The organism is Pseudomonas sp. RA_15y_Pfl2_54, assembly GCF_963971015.1.
Classification (GTDB): Bacteria; Pseudomonadota; Gammaproteobacteria; order Pseudomonadales; family Pseudomonadaceae; genus Aquipseudomonas; species Aquipseudomonas baetica_A.
In genome coordinates this window covers 1-23,257 of the sequence record NZ_CAXAPN010000054.1, presented here as the reverse complement: position 1 = coordinate 23,257, position 23,257 = coordinate 1, and the positions used below count along the sequence as shown (strand labels likewise).

The following is a 23,257-nucleotide window of genomic DNA, read 5'->3' as shown; positions in this document are numbered from 1 at the left end:
GTTGATGGCGCTAATGGGCTGAAAGGCCTTTTTTCGTCTGTTGCCCGCACAAAAACAAACGCCCCGAACAAGTCGGGGCGTTTTGTTGGGCCTTCATCAGTGTGTTTTCACACAGTCTGTTCGGGTGCCGTTTTTGTTTACAGCATTCATGTAGCAAAAAATAACCTGTGGCGAGGGAGCAAGCTCCCTCGCCACAATCACATTACAGTTTCTTAACCATCGGCACGCACGCCAGTTGCAGGCCCGAAGGCGATTGATAAATCGCACTCCCCTCCCCCATGTAACCGCAGCGCCGGTAAAAATCGGCAGCGTTCAATGTCGCGTCCAGGCAGACCTCTGTCAGCCCCAGCGCCCTCGCCAGATCTTCGAGAAAGTGCAGAACCTGTTTGCCCAGTCCGCGCTGCATGAAATCCGGATGAATGAAGATTGCACCGATTTCACGGTGCTCCAAATCAAGCATTCCGGTGGCCACGGGCTTGCCCTCAACCCAGCCCAGATAGAAGTGCTTTTCCATGAGCGTGTCGTAACCGACCTCAGCCGAGCCCCTGGTCCAGTCGTGCATTTGCTGCTCGGTGTAGGCACCGACGCATTGATGCCTGATCGCCAAGCGTCGTATGTCGAATGCAGTTTGGGCGTCATTCGCGGTGGCTCTTCTGATCTCAAACATCTCTCTCTCCATGAGCCATGTGCAGGCAGGAAATGAAAAAGCCCCGTCCATTTCTGGCGGGGCTTCGGGTACACGTCAAATGACAAAAACGTATGACCTTATGGCCCGCCGGAAGCGGTCATGGAGGCGCACATCATGGTCATTCGATTTTGGGTATTCATGGGGCGATAGTGCTGTGGATTGTTCCGACACGTCAATTGCGAAGTCTCTTCGCTACTCAATTGAACGTTCTTACCACGCTGGTCGATTCGTCCTACAGGTGTTTTTACGACCGGCGTCTACCGTTGAAAAAGGGACGAAAAGCAAGGCTAGGAAGCCTTGACCGATTCGATTTTCGAGACAACACTATACGTAGGTAACGTACAGAACATGGATGCTCTATTTATCGAATTACCTGTGTTTCAGAAGCACCGAGACGACTATCTGGATGACGATCTGTTTCGCAGCTTTCAACTGGAGTTGCTGAAAAATCCGGAAGTGGGCGATCTTATCGAGGACACAGGCGGGCTTCGTAAAATTCGCTTTGGCGACCAACGAAGAGGGAAAGAAAAACGCAGCGGATTACGAGTGATTTACTACTGGTGGTCAGGCTTCGATCAGTTCTGGCTCTTTACCGTCTATAACAAAAACGAGCAGGACGATCTGACGCCTGCCCATAAAAAACTTTTCAGAAAAACACTGGATAGAGAACTCAACGCGAGAAGCCACTATGAAACGTGACATTTTTTCCGAACTGATGGATGGACTCGAAGCACTGGCCGATGAACGCCAAGGCAAAATCACCTTGCGTACCCACAAGGTTCAGTTGCCAAAACTGATGCCAATCACTGCGGAGGAAGTGGTAGCCATCCGTCAGCAACTTAATCTTTCTCGGTCAGTATTCGCGATGTATCTACGCACCAACACGCGAACGCTCGAAAACTGGGAGCAAGGACGAGCAACGCCTAATGCTCAGGCCACGACCCTGATCCGTCTGGTCCAGCGTTTTCCGCAGACAATCGAACAACTCGCAGCCCTGACCTGATATCCAAGGCCTTCGCCCCATCCACATGACGAAATTGTAATTCCCCCATCACCTTGGCGTTATCCGCAGCTTGCAACGATGTCACCCCGCGACCATGCCGGCGGGCGCTTGCCCGTCGAACAATAAAACCCACTCCGAAGCACGTTCCCGTTCTGCCGAACCCAAGGAGTGTTTGATGGTTAACAATACAAAAATGTCGATGGCCGCTTTAGCGGTGGTGGTTGGCTCCGGGCCGTCCATGGTGTTTGCAGAAGAAAAAGCCGAAGGCATTATCGAAGGCAGCAGCCTGACGGTGCTCAACCGTAATTTCTATTTCAATCGTGAGCACCGCAACGGCCAGTCCAGCCCGACCGGCAACGGTTATTCCGAAGCCTGGTCGCATGTGGTGATCAGCAAGTTCGAATCCGGCTTCACACAAGGCACCGTCGGGGTCGGTGTTGATGCGTTTGCCATGATCGGTTTGAAACTCGACACCGGTGACGGCCACAACGGTGGGCGCAGTTCGTTTGATGTGTTGCCGGTCAACAGTGAAGGCGAGGCCCGGGACGAATACACCAAGGTCGGTGGCGCGGCGAAAGTGCGGGCATTTGATACGGTGGTCAGGGTCGGTGATGTATTCCTGGCCAACCCGGTAGTGGCGGCCGGTGACTCGCGTCTGCTGCCAGAAAGCTTTCGCGGCGTGACGGCGACCAACACCAGTATTGAAGGTCTGTCGGTTCAGGGTGGTCGACTGCACGCGATGAGCCAACCGGTGTCCAGCGACATGCGCGAGAACTTCGCAACCTTCTATGCCGGCCCGGTCAATTCGCCGTGGATTGCTTATGGCGGCGGCGATTACGTGCTGAACAAAAATCTCAGTTTCAGTCTGTACTCCAGTCGTCTCAAGGATGCCTGGAATCAGTACTACGCTGGCACTGCGTGGACGTATCCGCTGTCGGATGACTTGTCGCTGTTTGGTGGTTTGAATTACTACAAGGCTGTCGACGAAGGCAAACAACTGCTCGGCGAGTTCGACAACAACATCTGGAGCGGCCGTGTCGGTGTGAAACTCGGCGCGCACTCCGTCGCCCTCTCCCACCAGCGCAACAACGGCAACGACGATTTCGATTACCTGCGCCAGTCCGACTCGATCTTCCTCGACAACTCCATCCAGTACAGCGACTTCAACTCGCCGAAGGAACGTTCGTGGATGGTGCGTTATGACCTCGACATGACCACCTATGGCGTGCCCGGTTTGTCATTCATGACCCGTTATGCGCGCGACACTGACGCCGATTATTCCAATGCCAACGCCGCGTACATGCGCCGCGATGCCGAGGGCAATCCGCTGACGGATCAGAAGCGTTGGGAGCGCGATATAGAAGTCAAATACGTGGTGCAGAGTGGTTCATTGAAGGACATGTCACTGCGCTTGCGCCAGGCCACCACCCGCGCCACGGCGTTCGAGTCGGATCTGGATGAAGTGCGGGTGATTGTCGAGTATCCGTTGGCGATTCTCTGAGTTCACGAGCAATGCGCATTCACCTTTAGAAGCTCCTTGCTCCTTTAGAAAGAGGTGAATTTTTTGGCGTCCTTTGGGGCGCCTTTTTTATATCTGGTGTGTACCTGAGGTTGTAGCCCTGAAAACTATCAGGTAAAGAGTGGCGTACCGACGCGCCCTGCACCTGAATCGGAGTCAGGTGGATCAACAGCAAGGATTAATTGTGACTGACCTCATTTACCTCTCTGCATGGGGAACTGTCCTGCTGCTGGTTTTTCTCGGCGAGGCAATAACGCTGTTTGCCGCCTACTGGCGGCTCGATCAGATGGAACACCACTTCATCGCCTCTCAATTTGTAGCCACTGATCGCAAGCGTTTGGGCAATGGCCCATTGGGGCGAATGAAGAGAGTAAGGCAGATCGGCGCACTCACCGGCCTTGTCACCTACCCACTGATGCTGGAACGCCCGACGGTCATGGAGGCCGAACGCTTTCCAGTACATCTGAAAAAATGGGGGGCGGTGCCGCGAAGCATCCGGCGAATCGCTTTCATGGGCGCCTGCCTACTTTTACTCTGGCTGGGTTTCGAGCGGTTATGCATGATGCTCTCCACACCGACGAGCGATTTGAAGCGGCTGTACGTGGCCGCATTGATCGCCTGTGTTGTTGTGGCAGTGTTGGCACTGCTCGTGCGGACATACGTCAGTTTTTTCAAACTGGCAGCCATCGAGTCTTTTCTGAAAGAGTCCTACTTCGTCGCTCGCAATCAGCGGGTATTGGGAGACAGCGTTTATGGTCGCTCCTGCCGCCTGTACCACATTTCGAACATTCTCTGTCTGGACTACGGCTATCTGCAGGCAAGTGATCCCGAGGTCATACCCGAGATTGACCGCTTTCCGCTGCCTCTGCGGCGTTGGGTCATTATTCCCGCCCGGATGTTTGGCTACTCTGTTCCGGGTTTTGTCGCGGTTTACTGTGCCGCGATGATCTTTGGCGTCTTTGCCTGAGCGTCAACCTTTGAATAAAACGCGGCCCTGACTAGCGCCGCGTTTTTTCTGCCTGCCTGGACAGATCGGATCAGCCAGCAGGGTCGACGTTATCCAATGCTCTGTTCACCGCCAGTTCACCAAGCATGACGACTTGGGCGATACCGAGCAACGTCTTGCGGTGCGTGCCTTCGAGCAGCGCGGCGAAGTCACCGAGCATGACGCTGGCCGAGGACAGGGACTCGCTGGCGTTGGCCAGCAGGGATTCGGTGTCGGCGGTGGGGTTGACCAGGAACATCTGGTTCTGGACATAGGGCGTGGCCATGATGGCGGCCGTGGGTTTGAGGTAAAAGTCGAGGGCGCGGTCGGCGGCTTCGTGGAGTTTGCGGGTATCTTCGCCCGCGTAGGGGGACGTTGTATGGGCGTGCGCTGGAACGGTTGTTTCCGGGGGATTGGGTGTTGGCTTTTTCATGTTGTTTCTCCTTCTGAACGTTGAAGCTGATCCATTCGGTTCCACGCGAAGGGGTGGCAGCTGTACGCAGGTTGGAACCCGGGGAACGGAGAAACCCGGCAGACTCGAAAGTCTCCCGCGTACAGCCGCCATAACAGACTGCACACCATGAAGGTGGGCAAGCATACGTCATGAAAGACGCTTTGGCGTTGATACGTTCTCCGGGGTTCCAATCCCGATCGCTGATTTGGCAGCGACGTTCACAGCCTAGAGAGCCGACGTCCGACGGACAACCTGAAAACATTGTGGGAAGGTTCTGTATTTTCGGAAAATCTTTAAACATCCCGAATCGAAATACTCAGCCGCGCCAGGACTGTTGTGAAGGCAATGACTTGGGCGAGGACATTACCTATTCGGAATGCGTCGCCGCTCTATTGGATCAACGCGAAACCTGTGGGCGCTCGATGGCGGTGGTTCTGGCACAACTGAAAACGGCACCTTGCGGTGCCGTTTGCCCTTCACTCATCAGCTTTTATTTACGCGCATCTGCCCAGGATTTCAGCAGTTCGTTGTAGCTCACGGTCTCGCCCTTCGGCTTCTCGTTCGCCAGTTTCGGTTTCGGCGCGCCCGGTTGATCGAACCAGTATTGCGCGTCGCGTTCCGGGTTCATTTTCGGTGCGCACGTGGCTTGGGCTTTGGAGCGTTCCAGACGCGACATGATCGCGTCCTGATCCTTGGCCAAACCATCCAGCGCTTGCTGCGGGGTCTTCTCGCCGCTGGCCGCTTCGGCGATGTGGCTCCACCACAGTTGCGCCAGACGCGGATAGTCCGGCACGTTGGTCCCGGTCGGGGTCCATTGCACGCGGGCCGGGCTGCGGTAGAACTCGACCAGACCACCGAGTTTCGGCGCCAGATCGGTCATGGCCTGCGAGTTGATGTCCGACTCGCGAATCGGCGTCAAACCGACGATGGTTTTCTTCAGCGAGACGGTTTTCGAAGTCACGAACTGCGCGTACAGCCACGCCGCGAGTTTCTGTTTCTCCGGCGTGGATTTCATGAACGTCCACGAACCCACGTCCTGATAACCAAGCTTCATGCCCTCCTCCCAATACGGCCCGCGCGGCGATGGCGCCATCCGCCATTTCGGCGTGCCGTCGTCATTGACCACCGGCAGGCCCGGTTTGGTCATGTCGGCGGTGAAGGCGGTGTACCAGAAAATCTGCTGAGCGATGTTGCCTTGCGACGGCACCGGGCCGGACTCGGAGAACGTCATGCCCGCTGCTTCCGGTGGCGCGTACGCCTTGAGCCAATCGACGTATTTGGTCGTGGCAAACACTGCCGCCGGGCCGTTGGTGTCGCCGCCTCGGGTCACGCTGGAACCCACCGGGTGGCAATCCTCGACACGAATGCCCCACTCGTCCACCGGCAAACCGTTAGGCAAGCCCTTGTCGCCGCCACCGGCCATGGAGAACCAGGCATCGGTGAAGCGCCAGCCCAGCGACGGGTCTTTCTTGCCGTAGTCCATGTGCCCGTAAACACGTTTGCCGTCGATTTCCTTGACGTCTTCGCTGAAGAATTTGGCGATGTCTTCATAGGCTGACCAGTTCACCGGTACGCCCAATTCGTAGCCGTACTTTTCCTTGAACCTGGCTTTCAGGTCCGCGCGTTCAAACCAGTCAGCGCGGAACCAGTACAGGTTGGCGAACTGCTGGTCGGGCAGTTGATAAATCTTGCCGTCCGGCGCGGTGGTGAACGAAATGCCGATGAAGTCCTTGATGTCGAGGGTCGGCGAGGTGAAGTTCTTGCCTTCGTTGGCCATCAGGTCGGTGATCGATTCGGTCTTGCCGTAACGAAAGTGCGTGCCGATCAGGTCCGAGTCGTTGACCCAGCCGTCGTAGATATTCTTGTCGGACTGCATCACCGTCTGCATTTTTTCCACCACGTCGCCTTCTTGCAGCAAGTCGTGGGTGAGCTTGATCCCGGTGATTTCGCTGAAGGCCTTGGCCAGCACCTTGGACTCGTATTCATGGGTGGTCAGGGTTTCCGAAACCACCTTGATTTCCATCCCGCGAAACGGCTCGGCAGCCTTGATGAACCACTTCAGTTCTTCGAGTTGCTGATCGGCCGTCAGGGTCGACGGTTTGAATTCGTTGCCGATCCACTTTTTCGCAGCGTCCTCGTAGGCATCGGCCCAGGCCGACGCGCTCAAACCGCTGAGTGCCAGCAAGGCTGCCAATGAAATGCTATGTCGCAGCTTATTGTTTTTGTCGAACATAGAGACCTCCTGTTTAGGATTTCGGAGCACGGTTGTCGAGCGACTCGACTAGCCCCAACGCATCACAGCCAACAGCCACACCAGGGACAACGCGGACGCCACCCAGATGCTCCAGTCGGTGGCGCCGACGACCAGCAAATGCAGGTAGGCGCTGCCGAGAAGACCGATAAACAAGCGATCGCCACGGGTGGTGGCAATCGGCAGAAAACCTCGCCGCAGGACGCTCGGCGAACGCAGCTCCCACGTCGTCATGCCCACCAGGAGCAAGCCTATGACGATAAAGAATGCCGCGGTGGGGGTGGTCCAACTCATCCATTCCATCATCAGTTCCTCAGACCCGGCCGAGGGCAAAGCCCTTGGCCACATGGTTGCGAACAAACCAGATCACCAGCATGCCCGGCAAAATGGTCAACACCCCCGCCGCCGCCAGCACGCCCCAATCGATCCCCGAGGCCGAGACCGTGCGTGTCATCACCGCCGCAATCGGCTTGGCGTTTACCGAGGTCAACGTGCGCGCCAGCAACAGCTCGACCCAGGAAAACATGAAGCAGAAAAACGCCGTGACGCCGATGCCGGAACCGATCAACGGGATGAAAATCTTCACGAAGAACTTGGGAAAACTGTAGCCATCGATGTAGGCGGTTTCGTCGATTTCCTTCGGCACGCCGGACATGAAGCCTTCGAGAATCCACACCGCCAGTGGCACGTTAAACAGGCAGTGCGCCAAGGCCACGGCAATGTGCGTGTCGAACAGACCAATCGACGAATAGAGCTGGAAGAACGGCAACAGGAACACGGCCGGAGGGGCCATGCGGTTGGTCAGCAGCCAGAAGAACAGGTGCTTGTCGCCCAGAAAGCGGTAGCGTGAAAACGCATACGCCGCCGGCAGTGCCACGCTCAGGGAAATCACCGTGTTCAGGCTCACGTAGTACAGCGAGTTGATGTACCCGCTGTACCAGCTCGGATCGGTGAAGATCACCTTGTAGTTCGCCAGCGTGAAGTCCTGTGGGAAAAGTGTCAGACCGCCGAGGATTTCGGTGTTGCTCTTGAACGACATGTTCAGCAGCCAGTAGATCGGCACCAGCAGGAACAGGATGTAGACCAGCAACGGGATCAGCTTTCTTTTGCTCATGGCCGGGCCTCAGCGGTTGGCGTCGGAGTGCGTCATGGCGGTATAGAACAGCCAGGACACCAACAGGATGATCAGGAAGTACACCAGCGAGAAAGCCGCTGCCGGCCCCAGGTCGAATTGGCCTACGGCCATTTGCGTCAGCGTCTGACTCAAGAAGGTCGTGGCATTACCCGGCCCGCCCCCGGTGAGCACAAACGGCTCGGTGTAGATCATGAAACTGTCCATGAAACGCAACATCACCGCGATCAACAGCACGCTCTTCAGCTTGGGCAACTGAATGTGACGGAACACTGCCCAGGCGGACGCCCGATCGATGCGCGCCGCCTGGTAATACACATCGGGAATGGCGCGCAATCCGGAGAAACACAGCAGCGCCACCAGCGAAGTCCAGTGCCAGACGTCCATCACCAGCACCGTCACCCAGGCGTCCATGGTGTTGGCCGCATAGTTGTAGCTGATGCCCATCGCGTTGAGACTCGACCCGAGCAAGCCGATGTCGGCGCGGCCAAAAATCTGCCAGATCGTGCCCACCACGTTCCACGGGATCAGCAGCGGAATCGCCAGAATAATCAGCACCAGCGACGACCAGCGGCCCTTGGTCGGCATGGTCAGGGCAATCGCAATGCCCAGCGGGATTTCAATCAGCAACACGCACGCCGAATAGATGAACTGGCGCAGCAGCGAATCATGCAGACGCGGATCCAGCAGCACCTGCCGATACCACTCAGTGCCGACGAAGTAGCGGCTGGATTGGTCGAAGATGTCCTGCACCGAGTAGTTGACCACGGTCATCATCGGGACGACCGCACTGAACGCCACCAGCAAAAACACCGGCAACACCAGCCACCAGGCCTTGTTGTTCTGCACCTTGTTCATGGCTGCACCTCATTGTCTTCAGTGGCTGGCAGCAGGAATTCATCGGCATAGACCATCAGCCACTGCGCCGGAAAACTGATGTACGCCTTGCCCTGCGGCACCGGTTTGTCTTCCGCCAGGCGCACTTTCAACGCCACGCCGTCGAGATCGAGGGTCATGATCTTGTAGGTGCCGAGGTCTTCGACGTGTACGACGTGTGCCTGCATCGCGTCGTCAAACGGCTCATCCCAGACATGAATGAACTCGGGACGGATACCGACCTTCAGATTTTTCCACTGACCGTGTTCGATATGACGCTGCAAGGCGTCAGACAGCGGCAGGTGCGTCGAGCCGAAACCGACCCCGCCCGGTTGCGGCTGCACGTCGATCAGATTCATGCCGGGGCTGCCGATGAAGTAGCCGACAAAGGTGTGGCTCGGCCGCTCGAACAACTCCCGTGGCGTGCCGAACTGGACGATCTGGCCGCCGTACATCACCGCGATTTTGTCGGCGAAGGTCGAGGCTTCGAGTTGATCGTGGGTCACGTAGACCATGGTGATGTTGAACTGCTCGTGGATCTGCTTGAGCTTGCGTCGCAGTTTCCACTTCAGGTGCGGATCGATCACTGTCAGCGGTTCATCAAAGAGAATCGCCGACACGTCGTCACGCACCAGGCCCCGCCCCATCGAGACTTTCTGTTTTTCGTCGGCGGTGAGGTTGCGCGCCTTTTTGCTCAGCAGCTCTTGCAGGTCGAGGACTTCGGCAATTTCCTGCACCTTGCTGTGCACTTTCGCCTCGGCCATGCCCTGATTGCGCAGGGGAAACGCCAGGTTGTCGAACACGGTCATGGTGTCGTAGACCACCGGAAACTGGAAAACCTGAGCGATGTTGCGCTTCTCCGGGGTCAGGTCGTTGACCGCTTTGCCGTCGAATAACACATGCCCTTGCGAGGGGCTGAGCAGGCCGGAAATGATGTTGAGCAACGTCGATTTGCCGCAACCGGACGGGCCAAGCAGCGCATAGGCGCCACCCTGCTCCCAAACGTGATCCATCTCGCGGATCGCATAATCCTCTGCACCGCCGGGGGTTTTACTGTAGCTGTGGGCGAGGTGTTGCAAACGGATTTCGGCCATCAGGCAACCCTCGCGACACGCCGCCCCGGTGCTTGCACCAGGCGGCCCTGCGCATCGAAAACAAACAGTTTGTGGGTCGGGATATAAATGCGGATCGGCTCGTCGACGTCGTATTCGTGAACGCCGGACAGGTGCAGCACCAGCAGGAAATGCTCGTTGCGCACATGCAGGAAGGTTTCCGAACCGCTGATCTCGGCGACTTCCACCGTGACGGCCAATTCCAGATCGTCATCGTTGCTCGGCACCAGCGAGATGTGGCTGGGGCGCACGCCGAAGCGGAACTCACCTTCGCCCACCGAACGCAGATCAACGTTTAACGGGAAGTGTACGAAGTTGGCAAAACTCACTTCGTTACCGGCGATGCGCCCCGGCATCAGGTTGATCGGCGGCTCGGAGAACAACTCGGCGGCCAGCACGGTTTGCGGCTGGTGATACACCGAGGTCGACGGGCCGCTCTGGATCACCCGCCCCTCGTGAAGAATCGTCGTGGTGCCGCCCAGCGCCAGCGCTTCGTTAGGCTCGGTGGTGGCGTAAATGGCGATGGTATGGCGCTGCTTGAACAACTCGCGCATTTCCTGACGCAGTTCTTCGCGCAGTTTGTAGTCGAGATTGACCAGCGGCTCGTCGAACAGGATCAGTTCGGCATCCTTGACCAGCGCCCGGGCCATGGCGGTGCGTTGCTGCTGCCCGCCGGAGAGTTCCAGCGGATAGCGCTGCAGAAACTTCTCGATGCGCAGCATCTTTGCGGTTTCCTGCACCTTGCTGTGGATGATCTCTTTCGAGACGCCAGCCTGACGCAGCGGCGAGGCGATGTTCTCGAACACGGTCATGGTCGGGTAGTTGATGAATTGCTGATAAACCATCGACACATTGCGCAGACGCACCGGGCGATGGGTGACATCGACGCCGTTCATCAGGATGCGGCCGCTGTCGGGCTTGTCCAGACCGGCCATCAGACGCATGAGACTGGTTTTGCCAGACAGCGTGCGGCCGAGCAAAACGTTGAAGGATCCGGGTTCGAATTTCAGGCACGCATCGTCGATCCAGTTCTGGCCCTCGACGGTGCGGCAGACGTGCTCCAGGGTGAGTGACATGGCTCGGCCTTTTTATTATTGGAGTCAAGCGACCTGTGCAGTAGAGCGACATTCGTGCCAGAAATGGCAAGTTGTTGATTTGTTGTGAAAATCCTTGAAAACGCCGGGAAACGGCGTTCATTGCTGAACACATTTGAACAGTTTGGCGATTGACAATGAACAATAGTGAACAACACTCTATGGATGCTTTTGCCCAATCTCATGACCGCTGAAGATCCCAATGTGGGAGCGCGAATGCGGTGTGTCATTCAACTGATTCATTGACTGATCCACCGCATTCGCGAGCAAGCCCGCTCCCACCGTTTTGAGCTGTGCTGTTTCAGGATTTGGGTTCATAACAACAATAAAAATCGCTGCATCTGAGGCTGACTGCCATGGTCGCACCTGCCCCGCCGCTGTCCCACGACGCGCTCGTCCAGAGCTCCTGGCAACGTTGTCGGGCGTTTGGTCTGGATCATCAAAGCGCTCCGGCGTTCGATCAATTACCCGCCTCGGGTATTGCGCACCTGCTCGACCGCCATCATTCGCTGGTGCAAACCACCCATCAGGAAGTGTTGCCCTACTACGAGAACATCCTGAGCAATTCCAATTGCCTGATCATGCTCGCCGACAACCAGGGCCAGGTGCTGACCTCGTGGGGTACGCAACGGTTTATCGCGCCGAATCTGGCCCGAGGCTTTCAGGCCGGGGCGAGCTGGATGGAACGCTGCAGCGGCACCAACGCCATCGGCACTGCGCTGGCCTGCGAGCAAGCGGTACACATCGAACACGATGAACATTTTCTGAAAGCCAACCGCTTCATGACCGGTTCCGCCGCGCCGATTTTCGACGCCGAGCGCAAGGTCATCGCGGTGCTTGACGTGTCCAGCGACAGCTATCTGCCGCCCTCACACACCTTGGGCATGGTCAAGATGATGAGCCAGACCGTGGAAAACCGGCTGATCCTCAACCTGTTCCATGGCCAGCACTTTCAACTGACCTTCAACACCGGGTTGAACAACCTCGACAGTCAGTGGGCCGGCTTGTTGATTTTCGATGAGAGCGGTCAGGTGCTGTCGGCCAATCGCCGGGCCGACAATCTCTTGGGTGTGCGCTTGTCGCGGGTCAGTGTTGAGAGCCTGTTCAAGGTGTCGTTACTCGAGTTGATCAACCAGCCGGACGGTTTGCCGTTTGCCTTGCAGACCTGCGGGAGTAACCGTTTCCAGTGTTTGTTGAAGCGGCCACAACAGGCGCCCATCGAGGCGCGAGTGTTTACGTCTGAACCCAAAGCCGCCGCGCCAACCGCGATCAGCCTCAACACACTGCACCTGGGCGACAGTCGCGTGGAAAAAGCCGTGCGCCAGGCCGAGCGTTTGCTGGAAAAAGACATTCCGCTGCTGATCCACGGCGAAACCGGGGTTGGCAAAGAGGTGTTCGTCAAAGCCCTGCACCAAGCCAGCTCGCGCAGCAAACAGGCTTTCATCGCCGTCAACTGCGCGGCGATCCCCGCCGAATTGGTGGAGTCCGAGTTGTTCGGCTACGAGAAAGGCGCGTTCACCGGCGCCAACCAGAAAGGCAGCATCGGCCTGATCCGCAAGGCTGACAAAGGCACGCTGTTCCTTGATGAAATCGGCGACATGCCGCTGCCGACCCAGGCGCGGTTGCTGCGGGTGTTGCAGGAGCGCTGTGTGCAACCGGTGGGTAGCAGCGAGTTGTTTCCGGTGGATCTGCGGATCATCTCGGCGACCAACCGCTCGCTACGGGAGCAGGTGCAACTGGGGCGGTTTCGCGAGGATTTGTATTACCGCATCGGTGGCTTGACCCTGGAGTTGCCGCCATTGAGGGAGCGCAGTGACAAAAAGGCGTTGTTCAAACGGCTCTGGGAGCAGCATCGTGAACCGACGCAGTGGGCGGGGTTGAGCCACGAAGTGCTGGAACTGTTCGATAAGCATCCGTGGCCAGGCAACTTGCGCCAAGTCAGCAGCGTGATGCAGGTGGCGCTGGCCATGGCTGAAGAGCAACCCGTGCGACCGGAGCATTTGCCAGATGATTTTTTTGTAGATCTGGACATGGAGCCGGTTGAGCGCGTGCAGCCATTGGGGCTGGATTTGAATGATGTTGAAGCGTTAAACCGGGAGCTGCAGGCGGCGGGGGGAAATATTTCGCACTTGGCGCGACGACTGGGTGTGAGCCGCAATACCCTTTACAAACGGTTGCGTCAGGCTGAATGACAAGATGTCTGGGCGGGTCTCATCGCTGGCGAGCCTGCAATGACTTCAGCCCTGTCCCTGTAGATTCCTGAGATAACCCAAAAACAAAAACCCGCACAAGGCGGGTTTTGTTTTTAGCGGATCAGCCAATCAGTCAGCCAAACGCCAGGTCGTGCCACCCTTGCCGTCTTCCAGCACCACGCCCATGGCGGTGAGCTGGTCGCGGATGCGGTCGGATTCAGCCCAGTCCTTGCCCGCCCGTGCCGCCAGACGCGCAGCAATCAGCGCGTCGACTTCAGCCGCATCAACACGCCCTTCGGCGCCAGCCTGCAGGAAGTCGTCGGCTTCGAGTTGCAATACACCCAGCACGCTGGCCAGTTCTTTCAGACGGGCCGCTAAACCGGCCGCTGCATCGAGATCGCTCTCGCGCAGACGGTTGATCTCGCGAACCATTTCGAACAGCACCGCACAGGCTTCCGGCGTACCGAAGTCGTCGTTCATCACCGTGGTGAAACGCTCGACGAACGCTTCGCCGCCGGCCGGCGCCACGTTCGGCAGGCCTTTCAACGCGTGGTAGAAACGCTCGAGTGCGCCTTTGGCGTCCTTGAGGTTGTCTTCCGAGTAGTTGATCGCGCTGCGGTAGTGGCTCGACACCAGCAGGTAACGCACGACTTCCGGGTGGTACTTGTCGAGCACGTCGCGAATGGTGAAGAAGTTGTTCAAGGACTTGGACATCTTCTCGCCATTGATGCGAATCATGCCGCAATGCATCCACGCGTTGGCGTAGGTCTTGCCAGTGGCCGCTTCGCTCTGGGCGATTTCGTTTTCGTGGTGCGGGAACTCAAGATCGCTGCCGCCGCCATGAATATCGAACGTCTCACCGAGGCAGCAGGTGGACATCACCGAGCACTCGATGTGCCAGCCCGGACGCCCGGCGCCCCACGGCGATTCCCAGCTTGGCTCGCCCGGTTTGACGCCTTTCCACAGCACGAAGTCCAGCGGATCTTCCTTCGCTTCGTCGACCTCGATCCGCGCACCGATGCGCAGGTCTTCGATCTTCTTGCGCGACAGCTTGCCGTAACCCATGAACTTGCCGACGCGGTAGTACACGTCGCCATTGCCCGGGGCGTAGGCGTAGCCCTTGTCGATCAGGGTCTGGATCATCGCGTGCATGCCCGGAATGTGATCCGTGGCACGCGGCTCCATGTCCGGCTTCTTGATGTTCAGGCGCGCTTCGTCTTCGTGCATCGCGGCAATCATGCGCTCGGTCAACGCTTCGAACGATTCACCGTTCTCGTTGGCGCGGTTGATGATCTTGTCGTCGATGTCGGTGATGTTGCGCACGTAAGTCAGGTTGTAACCGCTGAACCGCAACCAGCGGGTCACCAGGTCGAACGCGACCATGCTGCGACCATGGCCCAGGTGGCAGTAGTCGTACACGGTCATCCCGCAGACGTACATGCGCACATTGTTGCCATCGAGCGGCTTGAAGACTTCTTTGCTCTTGGTGAGCGTGTTGTAGATCGTTAGCACGTTAAATCCCTTGAATCACTGGCCCCACGAATCACGCAGGGTCACGGTACGGTTGAATACCGGCTGACCTGGTTTCGAGTCCTTCAAATCGGCGACGAAGTAGCCTTCGCGCTCGAACTGGAAACGGTCTTCCGGCTGTGCATTGCCAAGCGATGGCTCAGCACGACAACCGGTCAGCACTTGCAGTGAGTCAGGGTTGATGTTGTCGAGGAAACTGGCGCTGTCTTCGGCCTTCTCAGGGTTGGCCGAACGGAACAGGCGATCGTACAGACGCACTTCGCACTCGACGCTGGCAGCGGCCGGCACCCAGTGAACCACGCCTTTGACCTTGCGGCCTTCAGGGTTCTTGCCCAGAGTTTCGGGGTCGTAGGAGCAACGCAGTTCGACGATGTTGCCATCGGCGTCCTTGATCGCTTCGTCGGCACGGATCACGTAGCTGCCGCGCAGACGCACTTCGCCGCCCGATTCCAGACGTTTGTAGCCTTTCGGCGGCTCTTCCATGAAGTCTTCACGGTCGATGTAGATTTCCCGGGCAAACGGCAGCGCGCGCACGCCCATGTCTTCTTTCGGGTGGCGCGGCAGTTCGAGGTTCTCGACCTGGCCTTCCGGGTAGTTGGTGATCACGACTTTGAGCGGACGCAGCACGCACATGGCGCGCGGGGCGCTGTGGTCGAGGTCGTCACGGATGCTGAATTCGAGCATGCCGAAGTCAACCACGCCGTCGGAGCGGTTGGTACCGATCATTTCGCAGAAGTTGCGGATCGATTTCGGCGTGTAACCACGGCGGCGAAAGCCCGACAGCGTGGACATGCGCGGATCGTCCCAGCCATTGACGTGCTTTTCATCGACCAGTTGCTTGAGCTTGCGCTTGCTGGTGATGGTGTAGTTGAGGTTCAGACGGCTGAACTCGTACTGACGCGGTTGCGCCGGCACTGGCAGTGCGTCGAGGAACCACTCGTACAGCGGACGATGGCTTTCGAACTCCAGGGTGCAGATCGAGTGAGTGATGCCTTCGATGGCGTCCGACTGACCGTGGGTGAAGTCGTAGTTGGGGTAGATGCACCACTTGTCACCGGTCTGGTGGTGATGGGCGTGGCGGATGCGGTACATGATCGGGTCACGCAGGTTCATGTTCGGCGAGGCCATGTCGATCTTCGCGCGCAGCACGCGGGCGCCGTCCGGGAACTCACCGGCGCGCATGCGGGCGAACCAGTCGAGGTTTTCTTCAACCGAACGGTCGCGGAACGGGCTGTTCTTGCCAGGTTCGGTCAGGCTGCCACGGTATTCCTTGGCCTGCTCCGGGGTCAGGTCGTCGACGTAGGCCTTGCCGGCCTTGATCAACTCCACCGCCCAGTCGTGCAACTGGTCGAAATACTGCGAGGCGTAGCGCACTTCGCCGGACCATTCGAAGCCCAGCCATTTGACGTCGCTTTCGATCGCGTCGATGTATTCCTGATCTTCCTTGGCCGGGTTGGTGTCGTCGAAACGCAGGTGCGTGACGCCGCCGAACTCCTGGGCCAGGCCGAAGTTCACGCAGATCGATTTGGCGTGGCCGATGTGCAGGTAGCCGTTGGGCTCCGGCGGGAAACGGGTGACGATCTGGGTGTGCTTGCCCGAGTCCAGGTCTGCCTGGATGATCGGCCGCAGGAAATTGACCGGCACGGCAGGGCCGGACTTGGCATTCGAGGTAGGGTCGACAGTGGGCTTGCTCATAGGATCCTTGACTTACAGGTGCGCGGCCGCAGAGGGGGCCAGACAAAACAAAGCCGCTATCATAGCCGATGCTGTCAAGGGGCTGACAGAGCAGGCCCTATAAAGGCGTGCATTTAATCGCACGGAAATGAAAAACTGCCTCGAAATTCACGCCTGTCACGCTAAACTGCGCACCTCGGCCTTCAAGGGCTGAACCGGTAAAGGGTGTAAATGGCCCATACCCACGAATTCCTTATAAAGAGTAGCGATCATGACTCAAGTAAAACTGACCACGAATTTCGGTGACATCGTCATCGAGCTGAACGAAGAAAAAGCCCCGATCACCGCGGCCAACTTCATCGAATACGTTAAAAAAGGTCACTACGAGAACGTCGTGTTCCACCGTGTGATCAAAGGTTTCATGATCCAGGGCGGCGGTTTCGAGCCTGGCATGAAGGAAAAGAAAGACAAGAGCCCAAGCATTCAGAACGAAGCTGACAACGGTCTGAAGAACGAGAAGTACACCCTGGCCATGGCTCGCACCATGGACCCGCATTCGGCATCGGCACAGTTCTTCATCAACGCCACCGACAACGGCTTCCTCAACCACACCGCCAAGACCGCTCAGGGTTGGGGTTACGCGGTATTCGGTAAAGTGGTTGCGGGCTTCGACGTTGTCGACAAGATCGAAGGCGTTTCCACCACGTCCAAGGCAGGCCACCAGGACGTACCAGCAGACGACGTGATCATCGAGAAAGCCGAGATCATCGAAGCGTGATACTGCTGATTTCAGACTTGCATCTGGAAGAGGAGCGCCCGGACATTACCCGGGCGTTTCTGAGTTTGCTCGCCGGACGCGCCCGCTCGGCGAGTGCGTTGTACATTCTGGGCGACTTCTTCGAGGCGTGGATTGGCGACGATGCCATGACGCCCTTCCAGCGTTCCATCTGCCAGGCCCTGCGCCAATTGAGCGACAGCGGCACGGCCATTTTTCTGATGCACGGCAATCGCGACTTCCTGCTCGGCAAGGCCTTCTGTAAACAGGCCGGCTGCACGCTGTTGAAGGACCCGAGCGTCGTGCAATTTTACGGTGAGCCGGTGCTGTTGATGCACGGCGACAGTCTTTGCACCCGCGACGTCAGCTACATGAAGCTGCGCCGCTACCTGCGTAATCCGATCACCCTGTTCATCTTGCGCCATCTGCCGCTGAGCACACGCCACAAACTGGCGCGCAAACTGCGAAGCGAAAGCCGGGCGCAGACGCGGATGAAGGCCAACGACATTGTCGATGTCACGCCGCAAGAGATTCCGCGGATCATGCAGGCGTTTGGCGTGAAGACCCTGATTCACGGGCACACCCATCGGCCGGCGATTCATAAGCTGCAGCTCGCCGAGCAGGCGGCGAAGCGGATTGTGCTGGGGGACTGGGACCGTCAGGGTTGGGCGTTACAGGTGGATGAGAATGGGTATGCGCTGGCGCCGTTTGATTTTGCGCCGCCGCCAGCCCTGCCCGCTCCCACCCTCTAAACCACACACAAAACCCAATGTGGGAGCGGGCTTGCTCGCGAAAGCGGTGTGTCATTCAGTCGAGATGTCGACTGAACCACCGCCTTCGCGAGCAAGCCTGCTCCCACATTTTTGACCGCGTTCTACTTAGTGCCCGCTGGCAGCAGGCCCCGCCTTCGCCGCAAACGGCGGCTTCGCCAGCCACACAATCAGAATCAACCCCATGAACCCCCAGCCCAGCAGCGTGAAGTAATCCACGGTGGAGAGCATGTACGCCTGGCTGGTCAGCACATGGTCGAGTTGCGCATACGCCGGAGCACTCGCCCCGCCCAATTGATTCAACGCCTCCCGCGTCGCGGGCTCATAGGTGCTGATGCTTTCACTCATATAGGCATGGTGTTGATCGGCCCGGCGAATCCAGATCCAGGTGGTCAGCGACGCCGCGAAGCTACCGCCCAACGTTCGCAGGAATGTCGCAAGGCCCGCGCCGTCGGCGATCTGGCTCGGCGGCAAGTCCGACATCAGAATGCTCAAGGTCGGCATGAAGAACAGCGCCACGCCAATGCCCATGAACAGTTGCACCAGAGCGATGTGCTGGAAGTCCACCTCGTTGGTAAACCCGGCGCGCATGAAGCAACTCAGGCCAATCGCCAGAAATGCCAGCCCGGCCAGTAAACGCAGGTCGAACTTGTGTGCGTATTTGCCGACAAACGGCGACAGCAGCACCGGCAGAATCCCGATCGGCGCCACGGCCAGCCCTGCCCAGGTCGCGGTGTAACCCATCTGGGTCTGCAACCATTGCGGCAGGATCAGGTTGATGCCGAAGAACCCGGCGTAACCCAGTACCAGCACCAGTGTGCCGATGCGAAAGTTGCGGTGGGCAAACAGCCGCAGATTGACCACCGGATGCTGGTCGGTCATTTCCCAGATGACGAACACCGCCAGCGCGATCACTGAAATCGCCGCACCAATAATGATGAAGTTCGATTCGAACCAGTCCAGGTCATTGCCCTTGTCGAGGATCACCTGCAACGCGCCGACCCCGATGATCAGCGAGATCAGCCCGACGTAGTCCATCGGCTGACGGCTGGTTTCCACCGGACGCTTGGCCAATTGCGAACGCACGACCATCACCGCAAAAATCCCGATCGGCACGTTGATGAAGAAGATCCACGGCCAACTGTAGCTGTCGGTGATCCAGCCACCGAGAATCGGCCCTGCGATCGGTGCAACCACCGTGACCATTGCCAATAATGCCAATGCCATGCCTCGCCTGGCGGGGGGATACACGGCGATCAACAGGGTTTGCGTCATCGGATACAGCGGCCCGGCGACTAGCCCCTGCAACACGCGAAAGCCGATCAGTTCGGGCATCGACGTGGAAATACCGCAGAGAAACGAAGCCAGCACAAACAGAAGGGTCGCCCAGAGAAACAGCGTCACCTCGCCGAAACGCCGGCTCAACCATCCGGTCAGCGGCAGCGCAATGGCGTTGCTCACGGCAAACGAGGTGATCACCCAGGTGCCCTGCTCCGAACTCACCCCCAGGTTGCCGGAAATCGTCGGCAACGCCACGTTGGCGATGGTGGTGTCGAGCACTTGCATGAAAGTCGCCAGCGACAGGCCGATGGTGCTGAGCAACAGGCTGGGCGGCGTAAAAGAGGCGTTATTGCTCATCGCGAATCCTTTGAAACCTCAATAGCGTTACACCCGCCCTTGTGGGAGCGGGCGTGCTCGCGAAGGCGGCCTGTCAGACAAATCAATCTTGAATGGCACACCGCTTTCGCGAGCAAGCCCGCTCCCACAGGGTCAGTGGTGGATCAGCGTTGCGCGGTTTTGCTGACCGCGGCGCTGTTGTCGTGGATCAGTTGCGCGATCATTGCGTCGGCTTCGGCCAGTTGACGGTCGTAGACGTTGGTGCTGAAAGACGCTTTTTGCGGCGATTGTTGAGCCAGTACCGGGCCGCTCTGGTCATGCAGATTGACCTCGACAGTGGTCGACAGACCGACGCGCAGCGGGTGCTTGGCCAACTCTTCGGCGTTGATGTGAATGCGCACCGGCACACGCTGAACAATCTTGATCCAGTTACCGGTCGCGTTCTGCGCCGGCAGCAGAGCAAACGCGCTACCGGTACCGGCGCCGAGGCTGTCGACGGTGCCGCTGTATTTCACGTCACTGCCGTAGATGTCGGATTCGATATCCACGGGCTGACCGATGCGCATGCCGCTCAGTTGGGTTTCCTTGAAGTTGGCGTCGATCCACAGTTGATCCAGTGGAATCACCGCCATCAGTGCGGTGCCCGGTTGCACGCGTTGGCCGAGTTGCACGGTGCGCTTGGCAACGTAACCGGTGACCGGCGCGATCAACGTGCTGCGGGCGTTGGTCAGGTAGGCCTGACGCAGTTGCGCGGCAGCGGCCATCACGTCCGGGTGCGACGACACCACGGTGTCATCGACCAGCGCGCTGGTGGTTTTGAGTTGCTGTTTGGCATTGGCCAGGGCGTTTTGCGCCGAGGTCAGATCGTCGCGGGCGTGGGACAGTTCTTCTTTGGAAATCGCCCCGCCAGCGGCGAGATTTTTCCGGCGGTTGTAGTTGTCCTGAGCCTTTTGCACTTCGGCCTGTTGCGCGTTGACCTGGGCTTTCATGCCATCGACGTTGCTGTACAAGCCGCGCACCTGACGCACGGTGCGGGCCAGATTGGCCTGAGCACTTTGCAGGCCGACTTCGGCGTCGTTCGGGTCGAAGTTGATCAGCACCTGGCCTTCGTGGACCAGGTCGCCATCATCGGCGCCAATGCTGACCACGGTGCCGGTGACCAGCGGCGTGATTTCAACGACGTTGCCGTTGACGTAGGCGTCGTCGGTGCTTTCGTTAAAGCGCCCGATGAATTCGTGATACGCCCAGACGCCGCCACAGGCGACAAGGACGATAACAGCCAGCACCAGCAGCATGACTTTGCGCTTGCGTGGATTGCCGGTGTCCGGGGTGTTGTCTTGAGCTTGGGTGTTTTGGGCAGTGGCCATGACAAATACCTTGAATTAGTTGTACGGCGTGGCTGGGGTGGCGTTGGCTGCGGTCATGTTTTCACTCTGGAAGCCGCCGCCCAGCGCTTGCATCAGTTGAATCGACAGATCGATCTGCTCGGCATTGAGGTTGGCCAACTGACGCTGGGCCTGGAGCAATTGCTGCTCGATGCTGAGCACGTCCAGGTAGTTGCCGATGCCGGAACCGTAACGCTGGACCACGGTGTTGTAAGAATCCCGGGCGATGTCGGTGGCGTGTTGCTGCGCACCGATCTGCCGGCCGATGTCACGCAACTGGTTGATCGTGTCGCTGACATCGCCCAGTGCTTTGACCAGGCTTTTGTTGTACTGCGCCACCGCCAGGTCGTAATCGGCGTCGCGCGCATCGAGGTTGGCGCGCAGTCGCCCGCCATCGAAGATCGGTACCGAGACAGTCGGCGCAATACTGAAGAAGCGACTGGCCGAACCGAACATCGCGTCACCCAACAGGGACTCGGCACCGGCCGAGGCCGTCAGGTTGAGGTTGGGATAGAACCGGGTTTTCGCCGAGTCGATGTCCTTGCTCGCCGCTTCTACACGCCAGCGCGCAGCGACCAGATCCGGGCGACGACCGAGCAGTTCCGCCGGCAGCACCGAAGGCACAGCCACGGCGCTCGCTTGCAGGACGTTCGGGCAGGCGATTTCATTGCCGCGATCCGGGCCTTTGCCGAGCAAAACCGCCAACGTGATTTTCGCGCTGTTCAGGCGTTTTTCCGCATCGATCAGGCTGGCTTCGGAACTGGCTTCCAGGCTTTGGGTTTGCTGGAACTGGTATTGGCTATCGATCCCGGAACTCAGGCGACGCTGGCTCAGGTCAAGCATTTGTTGGGTGCGCTTGAGGTCTTCGCTGGCCAGGTCATAGACGATGTGTGCCTGACCGAGATCGCTGTAGGCCCGGGCCACGTCGGCGGCGAGGGTCAACTGCGCAGCCTGACGGTCGACTTCGGCGGCGCGGGCCTGACCGAGTGCGGCTTCCCAGGCGTCACGCTGACCGCCCCACAGGTCGAAGTTGTAATTGAAGCCGGCGCTGACGTTGCGCACCGTCGAATAAGCCCCACCCTGCCCCAGCGGATCCTGATCCTTGGCCAGGCGCGAACGGCTGATGCCGGCGCTGGCGTCCAGCGTCGGATAGCGCGCGGCATCGGCGGCATACGCGGCGGCGCTGGCCTGATGGGCACGGGCTTCGGCGATCTGCATGTCCGGGCTGTCGTGCAGCGCTTCGCGGATCAGGCCATCGAGTTGCGGATCGCCAAGGCTGGTCCACCAGTCGCTTTTCGGCCAGGCGGCCGGCGACAGGGTCACGCCGCTGAGGGACTGGCTGGCATTGAGGCTTTTCGCATCAAGGCGTTTGCCCTGAGTGTCGAGGCCGCTGTAGTTGGCGCAGCCGGCGAGGATCATCGCCGACAGCACCAGCGTCAGGCTGCTGCGTAGGGTTTTACCGCTCATTGTGTTCACCTAACCGCTGGAGGGTGATCGGGTCACCGGCTGCCAGCAGAATTTTCTTGAGGATGTATTCCAGGGTTTTCAACTCGTCCGGAGTGACGGCGCCTGCCAGTTCATTCATCGCATCGGCGCCGATGTGCGGCAGGCGATCGGCCAATTGCTGGCCTTGCTCGGTGAGTTTGAGTTGCACCTGACGGCGATCACCTTCGCTGCGTTGGCGGGCCAGGAAGCCTTTCTGCTCCAGACGATCGAGCATGCGCGTCATCGAACCGCTGTCCAGCGACAGATGCCGGCAGAGCTCGGCCGGGGTGTCGACGCCAAATTGGGCCATGATGATCAACACCTTGAACTGCGCGGCGGTAATGCCGTGGGGTTCCATGTGGGTGTCGATGATCCGGTCCTTGAGCAGCGCAGCACGGCCAAGCAACAGGCCGAGGTGGCAGTGTTTGAATTCGTCCGGGGTGAAATGCTTCATGTGCTCACCTAATAACTGCCTAGGCAGTGAATGTATGTCGAGATGTTACTGCCTAGGCAGCGAATGTCAACGTAATAGTTAGGTTGCTTGGTAATTAGTTGACCAGTGGGCTGGGTTTTTGTGGCGCCCGCGCTGACGCCTTCGCGAGCAAGCTCGCTTGTATGGTAGGACTTGAAGGGAGGAGGAGGGACAAGGCTCGATTCTGACTGTTAGCGCAGTACAGACCGTGGGAGATTTCACCCTCCTCCTTTCACCCAAGCG

At 58.5% G+C, this 23,257-nt stretch carries 22 protein-coding genes; 8 read left to right on the top strand and 14 right to left on the bottom strand.

Translation table 11 applies throughout. The features are described from left to right. Positions 1-216: hypothetical protein (locus tag AACY50_RS27345; RefSeq protein ID WP_339466293.1), on the top strand; the 216-nt coding region annotated here is incomplete at its 5' end. Here AACY50_RS27345 and AACY50_RS27340 read toward each other — a convergent pair. Further along, on the bottom strand, positions 203-667 hold the full coding sequence (locus tag AACY50_RS27340) for a GNAT family N-acetyltransferase (protein ID WP_339432015.1): 465 nt from the start codon (positions 665-667) through the stop codon (positions 203-205). The genes AACY50_RS27345 and AACY50_RS27340 overlap by 14 nt on opposite strands. 369 nt (positions 668-1,036) lie before the next feature. Here AACY50_RS27340 and AACY50_RS27335 point away from each other — a divergent pair, with 369 nt between their 5' ends. From AACY50_RS27335 to AACY50_RS27320, 4 genes are all read left to right on the top strand, one after another. Next, positions 1,037-1,387, top strand: coding sequence for a toxin (locus AACY50_RS27335; protein WP_339539692.1), 351 nt, complete (start codon positions 1,037-1,039; stop codon positions 1,385-1,387). Continuing rightward, positions 1,377-1,691 (top strand): helix-turn-helix domain-containing protein, encoded by a 315-nt coding sequence (locus AACY50_RS27330; RefSeq protein ID WP_339432013.1) that lies wholly within the window; start codon positions 1,377-1,379, stop codon positions 1,689-1,691. Before AACY50_RS27335 ends, AACY50_RS27330 begins: the two co-directional genes overlap by 11 nt. 175 nt (positions 1,692-1,866) lie before the next feature. Beyond that, positions 1,867-3,192, top strand: coding sequence for an OprD family porin (locus AACY50_RS27325; RefSeq protein ID WP_339539688.1), 1,326 nt, complete (start codon positions 1,867-1,869; stop codon positions 3,190-3,192). A 202-nt stretch (positions 3,193-3,394) separates the two neighbouring features. Further along, positions 3,395-4,177: a hypothetical protein gene (locus AACY50_RS27320; protein ID WP_339432011.1), complete on the top strand. Its 783-nt coding sequence runs from the start codon at positions 3,395-3,397 to the stop codon at positions 4,175-4,177. A gap of 70 nt (positions 4,178-4,247) precedes the next feature. Here the strand turns inward: AACY50_RS27320 and AACY50_RS27315 are convergent, their stop codons facing one another. From AACY50_RS27315 to AACY50_RS27285, 7 genes are all read right to left on the bottom strand, one after another. Then, positions 4,248-4,628, bottom strand: coding sequence for a DUF6124 family protein (locus AACY50_RS27315; protein WP_339432010.1), 381 nt, complete (start codon positions 4,626-4,628; stop codon positions 4,248-4,250). 511 nt (positions 4,629-5,139) lie between these two features. Beyond that, positions 5,140-6,882, bottom strand: a complete 1,743-nt coding sequence (locus AACY50_RS27310) for an ABC transporter substrate-binding protein (protein ID WP_339432009.1) — start codon at positions 6,880-6,882, stop codon at positions 5,140-5,142. Positions 6,883-6,930: 48 nt separating this feature from the next. Beyond that, complete coding sequence (locus AACY50_RS27305) at positions 6,931-7,203, bottom strand: DUF2160 domain-containing protein (RefSeq protein WP_339432008.1); 273 nt, start codon at positions 7,201-7,203, stop codon at positions 6,931-6,933. Between the two features lie 10 nt (positions 7,204-7,213). After that, positions 7,214-8,014 carry a carbohydrate ABC transporter permease gene (locus tag AACY50_RS27300; RefSeq protein WP_123450806.1) on the bottom strand — a complete coding sequence of 267 codons (801 nt, stop codon included), beginning with the start codon at positions 8,012-8,014 and terminating at the stop codon, positions 7,214-7,216. A 9-nt stretch (positions 8,015-8,023) separates the two neighbouring features. Next, positions 8,024-8,890 (bottom strand): carbohydrate ABC transporter permease, encoded by an 867-nt coding sequence (locus AACY50_RS27295; protein ID WP_339432007.1) that lies wholly within the window; start codon positions 8,888-8,890, stop codon positions 8,024-8,026. Beyond that, positions 8,887-10,002, bottom strand: a complete 1,116-nt coding sequence (locus AACY50_RS27290) for an ABC transporter ATP-binding protein (RefSeq protein WP_339432006.1) — start codon at positions 10,000-10,002, stop codon at positions 8,887-8,889. The genes AACY50_RS27295 and AACY50_RS27290 overlap by 4 nt, the downstream gene beginning before the upstream one ends. After that, the gene (locus AACY50_RS27285) at positions 10,002-11,096 is read right to left on the bottom strand and encodes an ABC transporter ATP-binding protein (RefSeq protein WP_339432005.1); all 1,095 of its coding nucleotides are present in this window, start codon (positions 11,094-11,096) and stop codon (positions 10,002-10,004) included. The genes AACY50_RS27290 and AACY50_RS27285 overlap by 1 nt, the downstream gene beginning before the upstream one ends. A gap of 374 nt (positions 11,097-11,470) precedes the next feature. Here AACY50_RS27285 and AACY50_RS27280 point away from each other — a divergent pair, with 374 nt between their 5' ends. Continuing rightward, positions 11,471-13,306 (top strand): sigma-54-dependent Fis family transcriptional regulator, encoded by a 1,836-nt coding sequence (locus AACY50_RS27280; protein WP_339539683.1) that lies wholly within the window; start codon positions 11,471-11,473, stop codon positions 13,304-13,306. Positions 13,307-13,435: 129 nt separating this feature from the next. Here the strand turns inward: AACY50_RS27280 and cysS are convergent, their stop codons facing one another. Together cysS and AACY50_RS27270 are read right to left on the bottom strand one after the other, a co-directional pair. Continuing rightward, positions 13,436-14,818, bottom strand: a complete 1,383-nt coding sequence (cysS, locus tag AACY50_RS27275) for a cysteine--tRNA ligase (RefSeq protein ID WP_339539680.1) — start codon at positions 14,816-14,818, stop codon at positions 13,436-13,438. Between the two features lie 15 nt (positions 14,819-14,833). After that, on the bottom strand, positions 14,834-16,531 hold the full coding sequence (locus AACY50_RS27270; RefSeq protein ID WP_339493732.1) for a glutamine--tRNA ligase/YqeY domain fusion protein: 1,698 nt from the start codon (positions 16,529-16,531) through the stop codon (positions 14,834-14,836). A 250-nt stretch (positions 16,532-16,781) separates the two neighbouring features. Here AACY50_RS27270 and AACY50_RS27265 point away from each other — a divergent pair, with 250 nt between their 5' ends. Beyond that, on the top strand, positions 16,782-17,288 hold the full coding sequence (locus AACY50_RS27265; protein ID WP_042559899.1) for a peptidylprolyl isomerase: 507 nt from the start codon (positions 16,782-16,784) through the stop codon (positions 17,286-17,288). Next, the gene (lpxH, locus tag AACY50_RS27260) at positions 17,285-18,037 is read left to right on the top strand and encodes a UDP-2,3-diacylglucosamine diphosphatase (protein WP_339539677.1); all 753 of its coding nucleotides are present in this window, start codon (positions 17,285-17,287) and stop codon (positions 18,035-18,037) included. The genes AACY50_RS27265 and lpxH overlap by 4 nt, the downstream gene beginning before the upstream one ends. A gap of 126 nt (positions 18,038-18,163) precedes the next feature. On the opposite strand, the gene AACY50_RS27255 is transcribed toward lpxH, so the two are convergent. The 4 genes from AACY50_RS27255 to AACY50_RS27240 all read right to left on the bottom strand — a co-directional run bounded on the left by AACY50_RS27255 (position 18,164) and on the right by AACY50_RS27240 (position 22,996). Further along, the gene (locus AACY50_RS27255) at positions 18,164-19,693 is read right to left on the bottom strand and encodes a DHA2 family efflux MFS transporter permease subunit (RefSeq protein WP_339432001.1); all 1,530 of its coding nucleotides are present in this window, start codon (positions 19,691-19,693) and stop codon (positions 18,164-18,166) included. Between the two features lie 143 nt (positions 19,694-19,836). Beyond that, positions 19,837-21,039, bottom strand: coding sequence for an HlyD family secretion protein (locus AACY50_RS27250; RefSeq protein WP_339493734.1), 1,203 nt, complete (start codon positions 21,037-21,039; stop codon positions 19,837-19,839). 15 nt (positions 21,040-21,054) lie between these two features. Beyond that, complete coding sequence (locus AACY50_RS27245; protein WP_339539672.1) at positions 21,055-22,524, bottom strand: efflux transporter outer membrane subunit; 1,470 nt, start codon at positions 22,522-22,524, stop codon at positions 21,055-21,057. Then, positions 22,514-22,996, bottom strand: coding sequence for a MarR family winged helix-turn-helix transcriptional regulator (locus AACY50_RS27240; protein ID WP_339431998.1), 483 nt, complete (start codon positions 22,994-22,996; stop codon positions 22,514-22,516). Before AACY50_RS27240 ends, AACY50_RS27245 begins: the two co-directional genes overlap by 11 nt. Between the last annotated feature and the right edge of the window lie 261 nt (positions 22,997-23,257).